The organism is Facklamia lactis (assembly GCF_015863205.1).
GTDB lineage: Bacteria > Bacillota > Bacilli > Lactobacillales > Aerococcaceae > Facklamia > Facklamia lactis.
In genome coordinates this window covers 128,453-141,414 of record NZ_JACBXQ010000003.1, presented here as the reverse complement: position 1 = coordinate 141,414, position 12,962 = coordinate 128,453, and the positions used below count along the sequence as shown (strand labels likewise).

General features: G+C 38.2%; 12 protein-coding genes. All 12 read left to right on the top strand.

Annotated features, from left to right (window positions below):
• The first annotated feature begins 6 nt into the window (after nucleotides 1-6).
• The 12 genes from HZY91_RS06185 to tuf all read left to right on the top strand — a co-directional run bounded on the left by HZY91_RS06185 (nucleotide 7) and on the right by tuf (nucleotide 12,882).
• The gene (locus HZY91_RS06185; RefSeq protein WP_197115405.1) at nucleotides 7-267 is read left to right on the top strand and encodes an RNA-binding S4 domain-containing protein; all 261 of its coding nucleotides are present in this window, start codon (nucleotides 7-9) and stop codon (nucleotides 265-267) included.
• 73 nt (nucleotides 268-340) lie between these two features.
• Nucleotides 341-790: an FtsB family cell division protein gene (locus HZY91_RS06180; protein WP_197115404.1), complete on the top strand. Its 450-nt coding sequence runs from the start codon at nucleotides 341-343 to the stop codon at nucleotides 788-790.
• Nucleotides 791-837: 47 nt separating this feature from the next.
• Nucleotides 838-1,371 carry a S1 domain-containing RNA-binding protein gene (locus tag HZY91_RS06175; protein WP_197115403.1) on the top strand — a complete coding sequence of 178 codons (534 nt, stop codon included), beginning with the start codon at nucleotides 838-840 and terminating at the stop codon, nucleotides 1,369-1,371.
• A 79-nt stretch (nucleotides 1,372-1,450) separates the two neighbouring features.
• Nucleotides 1,451-2,911: a tRNA lysidine(34) synthetase TilS gene (tilS, locus tag HZY91_RS06170; RefSeq protein ID WP_197115402.1), complete on the top strand. Its 1,461-nt coding sequence runs from the start codon at nucleotides 1,451-1,453 to the stop codon at nucleotides 2,909-2,911.
• Nucleotides 2,912-2,980: 69 nt separating this feature from the next.
• A complete protein-coding gene (gene hpt / locus HZY91_RS06165; RefSeq protein WP_197115401.1) occupies nucleotides 2,981-3,523 on the top strand; it encodes a hypoxanthine phosphoribosyltransferase in 543 nt (180 codons plus the stop codon).
• Between the two features lie 79 nt (nucleotides 3,524-3,602).
• Entirely contained in the window at nucleotides 3,603-5,648 is a 2,046-nt protein-coding gene (ftsH, locus tag HZY91_RS06160) for an ATP-dependent zinc metalloprotease FtsH (protein ID WP_197115400.1), read from the top strand.
• 104 nt (nucleotides 5,649-5,752) lie between these two features.
• Nucleotides 5,753-6,634 carry an Hsp33 family molecular chaperone HslO gene (gene hslO / locus HZY91_RS06155; protein ID WP_197115399.1) on the top strand — a complete coding sequence of 294 codons (882 nt, stop codon included), beginning with the start codon at nucleotides 5,753-5,755 and terminating at the stop codon, nucleotides 6,632-6,634.
• Between the two features lie 84 nt (nucleotides 6,635-6,718).
• On the top strand, nucleotides 6,719-8,230 hold the full coding sequence (lysS, locus tag HZY91_RS06150) for a lysine--tRNA ligase (protein WP_197115398.1): 1,512 nt from the start codon (nucleotides 6,719-6,721) through the stop codon (nucleotides 8,228-8,230).
• A 203-nt stretch (nucleotides 8,231-8,433) separates the two neighbouring features.
• Complete coding sequence (gene rpsL, locus HZY91_RS06145; protein ID WP_197115397.1) at nucleotides 8,434-8,844, top strand: 30S ribosomal protein S12; 411 nt, start codon at nucleotides 8,434-8,436, stop codon at nucleotides 8,842-8,844.
• A 49-nt stretch (nucleotides 8,845-8,893) separates the two neighbouring features.
• Nucleotides 8,894-9,364 (top strand): 30S ribosomal protein S7, encoded by a 471-nt coding sequence (gene rpsG, locus HZY91_RS06140; protein ID WP_197115396.1) that lies wholly within the window; start codon nucleotides 8,894-8,896, stop codon nucleotides 9,362-9,364.
• A gap of 86 nt (nucleotides 9,365-9,450) precedes the next feature.
• Nucleotides 9,451-11,544 carry an elongation factor G gene (gene fusA / locus HZY91_RS06135; RefSeq protein WP_197115395.1) on the top strand — a complete coding sequence of 698 codons (2,094 nt, stop codon included), beginning with the start codon at nucleotides 9,451-9,453 and terminating at the stop codon, nucleotides 11,542-11,544.
• A 150-nt stretch (nucleotides 11,545-11,694) separates the two neighbouring features.
• Nucleotides 11,695-12,882, top strand: a complete 1,188-nt coding sequence (tuf, locus tag HZY91_RS06130) for an elongation factor Tu (protein ID WP_197115394.1) — start codon at nucleotides 11,695-11,697, stop codon at nucleotides 12,880-12,882.
• Nucleotides 12,883-12,962: the final 80 nt, after the last annotated feature.

Below are 12,962 nucleotides of genomic sequence, written 5' to 3'. Positions count from 1 at the left end.
TAAAGAATGAGACTCGACAAATTTTTGAAAGTGTCACGTATTATAAAACGTAGAACCATTGCTAAAGAAGTGGCCGATCAATCGAGAGTGACGATTAATGGCCAGGTGGCGAAATCGAGTAGCGCTGTACATGAGGGGGATGAGATTAGCATACGATTTGGCAATCGAATTTTAACAGTTAAAGTGAATCTCCTACAAGATTCTACCAAAAAAGAAGATGCGGTGGAAATGTACACTGTTTTAGAAGAAAATAAAATTGAGGATTAATTTTATTGTTGTTTGGTCGTGCAATCTTGTTCAAATACTGCTATACTCGAAAATGAGAAAGTGGTGAAAAACTATGATAAAAAATCAGCGGGTATCGATAACGGATCAGCGAAATAGAAAAGTACTGCCTTTTCAACAAAGTGAAGAAAATCGAGGAAACAGCAATCAATTACCAACAGGTTATCAAACAAATGTAACACATCATGGGGCTTTTCGCCTCGTTCTGACAGTATTAGGACTCTTAATTATGGGGTTAGTAGCCTATCCTTTATTTAAAACGATCGACTCAACTCAGTCCGTAAAATCACAATTAGTAGAGGCAGAAAAAAATTATCAATTGGCTCAAGAATATTATGAGACGGTTAAAGATGAGCACGAACGGTCGCAAGATCCTGAATATTTGGCAAAAATTGCTCGTCGAGATTATTATTATACCGATGATGGAGAGATTGTATTTGATATTGGAGAAGATGGGAAAGCTGTAGATCAGGAAATTTTTGATAATGCAGAAATAACAGAATAAGTTATAATAGATAATAAGAATAGTATTACAGGAGGAAACGGAAAAATATGGCTGTTGAAGTGGGACAAAAGGTCACAGGTAAAATAACGGGGATTAAGCATTTTGGAGCTTTCGTTGCTTTGGAGGATAACCAGTCTGGTTTGGTGCATATCAGTGAAATATCTGATGATTTTATAAATGATATTAATGATGTATTGACGGTGGGGGATGAAGTCACCGTAAAAGTAATGTCGATAGCAGATGATGGAAAGATAAGTCTATCATTAAGAAAAGCGAATGATGAGGCAAAAAAAACACCATCTTCCAAACCAAGTAAGATGGATCATGTTAAACGAGATTCTAATCCAAGCAAGCCCCGTAATTTTCATAATGAAAATCCGACCGTACCCCATGGGAAGGACAACTATCAAAAGTCAACCCCTCATCCTAACCAAAATGTAACGGGTAAGTATGCACAGCGTAGTAATGATGATTTTGATCAGTTAATGAGTAATTTTCTAAAAGATAGTGAAGATCGTTTATCTTCGTTAAAGAGAAATACCGAAGGCAAGCGCGGAGGACGTGGCGGTAGACGTAGCTAATTTTGAAGTGATAGGATTAACTGCAATATAATGCTTGGCATTGTTGCAGTTTTTTTACTTTAAGGCTAAGAGGTGGAATATGGAATCAGTTTTGCGCCAATTCAAAACAAAAATAGAGAGTTGGAAAGAGTGGCATGAATGCAAAGTTGTTGTATTAGCGATCTCCGGCGGAGTAGATTCGATGGTTTTACTTCATTTAATGTTAGAATTAACGAGATTACAAGAGTACCGACAAGTACGATTAATCGTTGCGCATTTTAACCATCGTTTAAGGTCAGATGAGGTGCATGCCATCGAGCAAAAGCTAGTTGTCGAAACAGCTAAAGCCCACGATTTGATTTATTTTGTGTGTAAATGGCAAGAACCGACAAAAACGAACGTTGAAGCGAATGCTCGAAAGGCTAGGTATCAGTTTTTAGCGGATGTTGTGCAGGCGTGTGAGGCTGATTGCTTGATGACAGCACATCATATGGATGATGCGGTGGAAACAATGTTGATGCGTATAGTACGAGGGACTTCGTTCAAAGGGTTAATTGGAATTAATGCGAATTATCGTAGACTAATGCAGACAAGCTCTGGAGAAGTTGTTTTCCCTCGAATGCTGCGACCATTGATTACTCAACGAAAAGAAGCCCTTTATCAATATGCTGCAGATCATCATATTGATTATTTTGATGATGAAACGAATCAAGAGCTTGAATATTTAAGGAATCGGGTTCGTAACTTATATTTGCCACAATTTGAAGAGGAGAACCCGCAATTCTTTCATAATTTAATCTCTATGCAGGAGCAAATGCAATCTGTTTATCAAGCCCATTACCAAGGGTTCATTGCGATAGAGCCTTATTTGCTAGTGAAGATAAAAGAAAGAGATTGGGTCTTGGATGTAGAAGCATGGCAAAAATTATCAGAAGATCTTCGTCATGTTTACTTAACGATTTTTTTTGAAGAAAGGTTAGTTCATGAGATAGGCCAATACGATAAGGAAGCAATATTATATTTAGATCAACAAATTACGAATCAGCTGACTCCCAATTATAGCTTTAATTTGGCCTCAGGTTGGATTTCTAGACGAGAATACCAATATATCTATATTGAGTCAGAACTTAAAGGTATAGAACAAGCAAAACCTAACCAAGTGGTGGATTTACTATCCTTAAATAAATGGCATAGTTTAGGTGATGGTATGTGGATCGGAATATTTAATGAACATTTTGTAAGTAATCAAATGAAGCAAGCAGTGGATGCCTACTATGCTATGGATTTATCTTCTTGTGAAGTTCTACCTAAGTTTCATGTTCGACACCGACGGGATGGAGATGTGATACAATTAAGGTCTAATGAAAGTACCTTTCATAAAAAGGTCTCAAGAATTTTAATTGATGAAAAAGTTCCTTTATTAAAGCGGGAGAGTATGTGGTTAGTAGTAAACGATCAAGAAGAAGTTATTTGGATGATTGGGCAACAAAAATCTTCGAGGTATCTTCCGGAAAGACCAGAACAAATTACTCATCACATATTAATCCAAAAGATGTATTAAACTTCATTTAAAAGTATGATAAAATGCATTATCACCGAATATATCCTGAAAATAGAAAAGGAGATTGAAATGTTAGAGCAAGATATTCTGTCCGTCTTAGTGACAGAAGAAGAACTGAAGGCCACTGTAAAACGTTTAGGTAAAGAGCTCACCGAAGAATACCAAGGTAAAGATGTGATTGTGGTAGGAATTCTGCGTGGAGCAGCACTTTTTATGACGGATTTAATCAGAGAAATGGATTGTTATCTAGAGATTGATTTCATGGATGTATCTAGTTATGGAGATGCCACTGAGTCCACAGGAGAAGTTCGAATTATTAAAGACTTAGATTCAACGGTGGATGGAAAAGAAATTCTGATTGTTGAAGATATTATTGATACAGGTCGAACTTTGAAGTATTTAGTAGATTTATTAAAAGTCAGAAATGCAAAATCGATTAAAATATGTAGTTTATTAGATAAACCTTCGAGGAGAATTATGTCAGACTTGACTGTGGATTATGTTGGAGTAGAAGTTCCCAATGAATTTGTAGTAGGATATGGGTTGGATTATAAACAGAAATATCGAAATCTTCCTTATATAGGAGTTTTAAAACCTGAAATATATTCATAAGTTAGAAAGATAGCTTGTTTAGAATAAATTTGCTATGATAACTAAGATAAACAATAAAAATTAAGGAGAAATGCACAGAATGCAACAACCAAATCGAAATCGTAATCCGTTTCGGAATACATTTATGTATTTGATCGTCGGTTTGGCTATTTTAGGTATCGTGAGTTTGCTAACAAATGGCAGCTCCATAATGAGTAATAGTCGTAAGATTACTTCTACTGAGTTTATTACTCAATTAGAAAATAATGAAATAGCTGAATTTGAAGTTCAGATTGGATCGGGAGTTTATCATGTTCGTGGTGAATATGAGAACGAAACGGTAACAGAAGAATCAGATGAAGAGTTGGTTCAAATCTTCCAAGGTTCGCCAAATGCCACATCTTTTGAAACAGAAATACTGGGTAATGATGCTACACTAGAGCGAGTGACAGGGCTTGCAGATAAGACCGAAACAAAATTTAAAGCAATTCCTGAATCATCTGCAGGAGTCTGGCTTAGTTTTGTCCCAGTTTTATTAATGCTAATTCCAGCGCTTTTTCTAATGTATACCATGATGCAATCTGCCAATGGTGGCGGTAAAGGTGTTATGAACTTTGGTAAATCAAAATCCAAAGATGTTTCTAAGCAAAAAGTTAAAATTAGATTTAGCGATGTAGCGGGAGCAGAAGAAGAGAAACAAGAATTAGTAGAAATTGTTGAATTTTTAAAAGATCCAAAGAAATTTACAGCTTTAGGTGCTAGGATTCCAGCGGGCGTTCTATTAGAAGGCCCTCCCGGTACAGGTAAAACGCTACTTGCAAAAGCTGTCGCAGGAGAAGCTGGGGTTCCTTTCTTCTCTATATCTGGTTCTGAATTTGTTGAAATGTTTGTAGGGGTTGGAGCGTCTCGAGTTCGGGACTTATTTGAAAATGCGAAGAAAAATGCCCCTTCTATTATTTTTATTGATGAAATTGATGCTGTTGGACGCCAACGTGGAGCTGGTATGGGCGGTGGTCATGATGAGCGCGAGCAAACCTTAAATCAGCTCTTAGTTGAAATGGATGGTTTTGAAGGTAATGAAGGTGTTATTGTAATGGCAGCAACTAACCGGTCAGATGTTTTAGACCCTGCATTGCTAAGACCTGGTCGCTTTGACCGCCAAATATTAGTCGGAAATCCAGATGTTAAGGGTCGAGAAGCGATCTTGAGAGTACATGCTCGCAATAAAAAATTAGCAAAAAATGTAGATTTAAAGGTGATTGCTCAACAAACACCAGGCTTCTCCGGAGCGGATTTAGAAAATTTATTAAACGAAGCAGCGCTTATTGCTGCAAGATATGATCGTAAAGAAATTATGGAAGAAGATGTAGATGAGGCCCATGACCGAGTAATTGCAGGTCCTGCTAAAAAAGATGCGGTTATTTCTGATAAGCAGAGACGTACCGTCGCATATCATGAGGCTGGGCATACTGTGATTGGTATGGTCTTGAGTGAGGCACGAACAGTTCATAAGGTTACAATTGTTCCGCGAGGTCGGGCAGGTGGCTATGCAATCATGTTGCCAAAAGAAGACCAATATATTGTTACCTCTAAAGAATTGTTTGAACAAGTTGTTGGATTGTTGGGAGGACGAGCTGCTGAAGAAATTGTGTTTGGTCACCAGTCAACGGGAGCAAGTAATGATTTTCAACAAGCAACCTCTATTGTTCGAAGTATGGTGACTAAGTATGGAATGTCTGATAAAATTGGTACAGTTCAATATGAAGGAGAAAGTCAGCCTTTTGCTGGACGTCAATATGGAGCTGGCAACCAAATTGCTTATTCAGAACAAATTGCATATGATATTGATACAGAAATTCATCGTATCATGGAAGAAGCACACCAAGAAGCACATCAGATTATCAATGAGCATCGTGAACAATTAAATCGAATTGCTGAAAAGTTATTAGAAATCGAAACATTAGATGCACGTCAAATCAAATCCTTATTTGAAACTGGAGAGATGCCAGTCGAAGAGCCGGATGATCAAGAAGAAATTGAAAAAGCAGATAGCTTTGAAGAAGCTAAAGAGAAAGCTGAAAATGAGGATGACTCTTCTAACTTAGAAGCAGATAAGCATGAAACAACTCAGAATAATGAGCAGTAAAAGTAAATGTATTAAGACAGGCTCACTTGCCTGTCTTCTCTTATGAAATACTTATAAAATCATTATGTAAAAATATTAAATAGAAATGACAAGGAAGTGAAAAAATGTCCGATCAATTAATAAAAGCCCTTGCTTATGATGATCAAATTAGGATCTTTGTTGTGGATGCAACTCAGACGGTTTCTCAAGCTCAAATATATCATGATACTTGGCATACTGCGACTGCTGCCTTAGGGAGAAGCTTGGTTGCGACCCTTTTGTTAGCAGCAAATTTAAAAGGTGAGGACAAGTTAGGGGTTCAAATAAAGGGGAGTGGTCCTTTAGGAATGCTTGTAACCGATGGCAATAGTCAAGGAGAAGTGCGAGGCTATGTCAATAACCCTCATGTTGCTTTAGAGCTAAATTCAGAAGGGAAACTGGATGTTGCGGCTGCTGTTGGTTTACCAGGACTTTTGCAAGTAAGAAGAAATATTGCTGGAGGAGATCCTTTTACAGGGCAGGTTTCTCTAATTTCTGGTGAGTTAGGAGAAGATTTCACTTATTATATGGCTGTTTCAGAACAAACTCCTTCGGCATTTGGTTTAAGTGTATTAATTAATCCAGATGAAAAAGTGTTGTCTGCGGGAGGTTTTATGATCCAAGTTTTGCCAGGAGCGAGTGAAGAAACGGTAGATGAACTTGAAAAGAGAATCGCTTCATTAGGAAAATTGTCTGATTTAATCGACCAATCCCAAGGGCTTTCTTATTTGCTGGAGAAGCTAGTGGGAGAGGGTAATTATAGGGTGATTGCTACACAACAAGTGGCTTATAGTTGTCCTTGTAGTAAAGATTCTTTTACCGAATCGATGACGGTCATTAGTCCAAGTGAAATAATGGAAATGATTAAGGAAGACCATGGTGCTGAGGTATGCTGTCATTTTTGTAATAAAAAATATTTCTTTAATGAAGAGGATTTAAAGCAAATTTTAGAGAGACAAGCAGAGTAGTGGCAAAGAGGTCATGACAAAGTTGGAGAGATCGGGTAGAATAGAACAAGAATAGACATCAGGCTAAGATAGGGGAGAGCAATAATGTCAGAACAAGAACATAGTCAATTGTCGGAAGAGTTAAATGACCAATTATTGGTAAGAAGAGACAAAATGCAAGCCATGAATGAAAATGGCTTCAATCCATTTGCTGCTGGCTTTGAACGTCAGCATTATTCAAGTGACTTAATAGAAAAATATGATGAACTAAGTAAAGAAGATCTTGAAGCACAAGAAGCAATTGTAGTTAAGATAGCAGGTCGAATGGTTTCGAAACGAGGCAAAGGGAAAGCAGGCTTTGCTCATCTTCAAGATATGAAAGGACGTATACAAATTTATGTTCGTCAAGATGAAGTAGGTGAGGAAGTTTTTCCTTGGTGGACAGCTGCAGATTTGGGAGATATTGTTGGAGTGGTTGGACGACTCTTTAGAACGAATACAGGAGAATTATCAGTGCGAGCTTTTGAATTTGTTCCACTTACAAAAGCTTTACGCCCATTGCCTGATAAATTTCACGGTTTAACGAATGTTGAACAACGCTATCGTCAAAGGTATTTAGATTTGATTGCGAACCAAGAAAGCTATGATCGGTTTGTAAAACGATCAAAAATTATCAGGGAAATTCGTCATTACTTAGATGACCGTGACTATTTAGAAGTAGAGACTCCTGTTCTACATAATTTGGCTGGAGGAGCTTCGGCTAGACCATTTATTACCCATCATAACGCTTTAGACATGGAACTTTATTTAAGAATTGCTTTAGAGTTGCATTTGAAGCGCTTGGTTGTAGGTGGAATGGAACGTGTCTATGAGATCGGACGAGTGTTTAGAAATGAAGGTATTGACACCACACATAATCCAGAATTTACAATGTTGGAAGTTTATACGGCTTATACTATTTTTACGGATGTGATGGATTTAACGGAAGGGCTAATGCGAGAGGTTGCCAAACGAGTGTTGGGGAGTGCAGAGGTTGAATATGATGGACAAAAGATTGATTTAGAGACACCCTGGGTCCGCAAGCACATGGTTGATTTAATTAAAGAAGAAACAGGAGTAGATTTCTGGCAAGAAATGACATTTGAAGAAGCGAAAAATCTTGCGAAGGATCACCATGTCCCTATTCAGGAACATGAATCAACGATTGGCCATATTATCAATAATTTCTTTGAAGAAAAAGTTGAGCATACACTCATTCAGCCGACCTTTGTGTATGGTCATCCGGTAGAAATATCACCTCTAGCTCGAAAGAATGAAGAAGACGATCGATTTACAGATCGCTTTGAGCTATTCATTGTAGGGAAAGAGTATGCCAATGCTTTTACAGAATTAACCGATCCGATTGATCAGCGTGAACGTTTTGAAGCTCAAATGCAAGAAAAAAATGCAGGTAATGACGAAGCGCACCCAGTGGATGAAGATTTCCTAGAAGCCTTGGAGCACGGAATGCCACCAACAGGTGGGTTAGGGATAGGAATTGATCGCTTCGTGATGTTATTAACAGGTTCACAATCAATTCGTGATGTTTTATTATTCCCAACATTGAGAAACCATTAAAAAAACAATTGACGCCTCCATAAGATCATGCTATGATAATGGAGGTGTTTTTATTGACAGATTCCTGTTTACCAGTCGTGCTGACTGCTATAGAATCACCCTGGAGCGCAGATTCTCGTGAAAAGCGAAGCTGCGATAATTTTATATAATTTAATGACACACTTGGATGTGTGGACTAAGAAAAAATGGAAGGAGGACTTTTGATGCCAACAATTAATCAATTAGTTAATAAGCCTCGTAAATCAAAGATGACAAAATCTAAGTCACCTGCTTTAAACGTAGGTTATAACAGCTTCAAACGTTCAAACACAACAACAATGTCTCCGCAAAAACGTGGTGTATGTACACGTGTGGGAACAATGACTCCTAAGAAACCGAACTCGGCTTTACGTAAATATGCGCGTGTGCGTCTATCAAACTTGATGGAAGTGACGGCGTATATTCCAGGAGAAGGGCATAACTTACAAGAACATAGTGTGGTATTAATTCGTGGTGGACGTGTAAAAGACTTACCAGGGGTTCGTTACCATATTGTTCGTGGAGCATTGGATACGGCTGGGGTAAATGATCGTAAACAAAGCCGTTCTAAGTACGGAACTAAGAAACCAAAATAAAGCATAATTAAATAAAGTTTTAATCATATTAGCGAAAGGAGGAGTTTGAATGACTCGTAAAGGGAATATTCCAAAACGTGAAGTATTACCAGATCCAATTTATAATTCAAAATTAGTAACACGTACTATTAACCGTTTGATGGTTGATGGCAAACGTGGAAAAGCATCTTCTATCTTATATAGTGCTTTTGATGTTGTTCGTGAGCAAACTGGTCAAGACCCAATGGAGGTTTTTGAACAAGCGATTGAGAACATCATGCCATTATTAGAAGTAAAGGCTCGTCGTGTTGGAGGATCCAACTACCAAGTACCAGTTGAGGTTCGTCCGGAACGTCGTTATACTTTAGCGATTCGTTGGCTAGTTAGCTATTCACGCTTACGTGGAGAGAAAACAATGGAAACACGTTTAGCACGTGAGATTATGGATGCTGCTAATAATACTGGAGCATCTGTCAAAAAACGTGAAGATATGCACAAAATGGCAGAAGCGAACAAAGCCTTTGCACATTACCGTTGGTAAGATTTATAATAGAGTTGCCGGTTTATTTTGTATAGGCTGGTGCTGTATCAACATCTATTCATTAAATGAAAGAGGGGTAAATATAGATGGCAAAAAGAGAATTTTCTCTTGAAAACACTCGTAATATTGGTATTATGGCCCATATTGATGCTGGTAAGACAACGACTACAGAACGTATCTTGTACTATACTGGTAAAATCCATAAGATCGGTGAGACCCATGATGGGGGAGCTCAGATGGACTGGATGGAGCAAGAACAAGAACGTGGAATTACAATTACGTCTGCTGCAACAACAGCACAATGGAAAGGTCATCGTGTAAACATTATCGATACACCAGGACACGTGGATTTTACTGTTGAAGTAGAACGTTCATTACGTGTATTAGACGGTGCGGTTGCCTTGCTAGATGCTCAATCAGGGGTAGAGCCACAAACTGAAACAGTTTGGCGTCAAGCAACTACTTATGGAGTTCCACGTATTGTTTTTGTCAATAAAATGGACAAATTAGGAGCTGATTTTGAGTATTCATTGACAACTTTACATGATCGACTAGATGCCAATGCGGTTGCAATGCAAATTCCAATCGGATCAGAAGATGATTTCCGCGGTATTGTAGATGTTGTTCATAAAAAAGCATACCTATACAATAATGACCTAGGAACTGAGATTGAGGAAATTGATATTCCTGAAGAATTACAAGATAAAGCTGAAGAATTTTATAACAAAATTGTTGAAGCAGTGGCCGATACTGATGAAGAAATCATGATGGCTTATCTTGAAGGTGAAGAGATTGAGGAAGCTACTCTTAAAGCAGCGATTCGTAAAGCAACTTGTGCTGTTGAAATGTATCCTGTTTTTTGCGGAACTGCTTTCAAGAATAAAGGGGTTCAATTGCTTTTAGATGCGGTGATTGATTACCTACCAAGTCCACTAGATGTTCCGCCAATTATTGGTTTTGAACCAGGAACAGATAAGGAAATTGAACACCACGCGGATGATAATGAACCGTTTGCAGCTTTAGCTTTTAAAGTTATGACGGATCCATTTGTTGGACGTTTAACTTTCTTCCGTGTATATTCTGGTACTTTAGAATCTGGTTCTTATGTACAGAACGCTACCAAAGATAATCGTGAGCGTGTTGGACGTATTCTACAAATGCATGCAAACTCTCGTGAGGAAATTTCTGAAGTGTTCTCTGGAGATATCGCTGCTGCAGTGGGGCTTAAAAATACTGGAACTGGAGATACTTTATGTGATCCAGCAAACCCAGTTATTTTAGAGTCAATGGAATTCCCAGATCCAGTTATTGAAGTTGCGATTGAACCTGATTCAAAAGCTGACCAAGATAAGATGGGTATTGCATTAGCTAAATTAGCGGAAGAAGATCCAACATTCCGTGCATCAACAGACCATGAAACAGGACAAACCATTATTGCGGGTATGGGAGAATTACACTTAGATATTATTGTAGACCGCTTGAAGCGTGAGTTTAAAGTTTCAGCAACTGTTGGGGCTCCGCAAGTATCTTACCGTGAAACATTCCGTGCAGCAACACAAGCAGAAGGTAAATTTGTTCGTCAATCAGGTGGTAAAGGTCAATACGGACATGTTTGGATTGAGTTCGAACCAAATGAAGAAGGCGCTGGCTTTGAATTTGAGAATGCAATTGTTGGTGGGGTTGTACCTCGTGAATATATACCAGCAGTTGAAGCCGGCCTGAAAGATTCAATGGAAAACGGTGTGCTTGCTGGTTTCCCATTAGTAGATATCAAAGCTAAACTTTACGACGGATCGTACCATGATGTCGATTCATCAGAGACTGCCTTTAAAGTGGCTGCTTCAATGGCGCTTAAAGCGGCGGCTAAGAAAGCACAACCATCTATTCTTGAACCAATGATGGCTGTAGAAGTAACGGTTCCTGAAGAATATTTAGGAGATGTTATGGGTCACGTTAATTCACGTCGTGGACGTATTGAAGGAACTTCAACACGTGGAAATGCACAAATTGTTAAATCATTTATTCCATTATCAGAAATGTTTGGTTATGCGACAACTTTACGTTCATCTACACAGGGACGTGGAACATTTACGATGCAATTTGATCACTATGAAGATGTTCCAAAATCAATTGCAGAAGATATAATCAAACAATATGGTGGATCTTCATCAGAAGCATAATTATTAATGTATACATTGTTGCAAGTTTATAAACTTGTAAAAACCGAATCTAGGGAATTCATTGAATTTCCCTAGAGATCTCGGTATAATAATTTTGATAGATTGCTTAATCTATAAACTTTTAAAAAATATTAGGGGGATTTACTCACAATGGCAAAAGAAAAATACGAACGTACCAAACCACATGTTAATATCGGAACTTTAGGGCACGTTGACCACGGTAAAACTACTTTATCAGCTGCGATTGCAACTGTTCTAGCAAAAAATGGTTTCGGTGAAGCAAAAGACTATGCATCAATCGATAATGCACCTGAAGAAAAAGAACGTGGAATCACAATCAATACTTCACATATTGAATATGAAACTGCAAATCGTCACTATGCACATATTGACGCTCCAGGACACGCGGACTATGTTAAAAACATGATCACTGGTGCTGCACAAATGGATGGAGCTATCTTGGTAGTTTCTGCAGCAGATGGACCAATGCCTCAAACACGTGAGCATATCTTGTTATCACGTCAAGTTGGTGTTCCTTATTTCGTAGTCTTCTTGAACAAAGTTGACATGGTTGATGACGAAGAATTATTAGAATTAGTTGAAATGGAAGTTCGTGAATTATTCTCAGAATATGACTATCCAGGAGATGACATTCCAGTAATTGCAGGATCTGCTCTTAAAGCTTTAGAAGGCGATGCAGACTATGAAGCTAAGATTTTAGAATTAATGGAAGAAGTAGATGCTTACATTCCAGAACCAGAACGTGAAATCGACAAGCCATTCATGATGCCAGTTGAGGACGTATTCTCAATTACTGGTCGTGGTACAGTTGCTACTGGTCGTGTTGAGCGTGGACAAGTTCGTGTTGGAGATGAAATTGAAATCGTTGGTATTGCTGACGAAACAATGAAATCAACTGTAACTGGTGTGGAAATGTTCCGTAAAATGTTAGACTATGCTGAAGCTGGAGACAATATTGGGGCTTTATTACGTGGTGTTACCCGTGAAGATATTGAACGTGGACAAGTATTAGCAGCTCCTGGTTCAATTACTCCTCATACTCGCTTCAAAGCTGAAGTATACGTATTATCAAAAGAAGAGGGTGGACGTCATACACCATTCTTCTCTAACTACCGTCCACAATTCTACTTCCGTACAACAGACGTAACAGGAATTTGTGAATTACCTGAAGGTACAGAAATGGTTATGCCTGGAGACAATGTATCAATGACAGTAGAATTAATTCACCCAATTGCGATTGAAGATGGAACTCGCTTCTCTATTCGTGAAGGTGGACGTACAGTTGGTGCTGGTACAGTAACTGAAATTGAAAAATAATTAATTTTAAAAAGCATTTTGCTCATGCAAAATGCTTTTTTTATATTCTATTTACTGAATCTCTGGTGAGAAGTTTACCT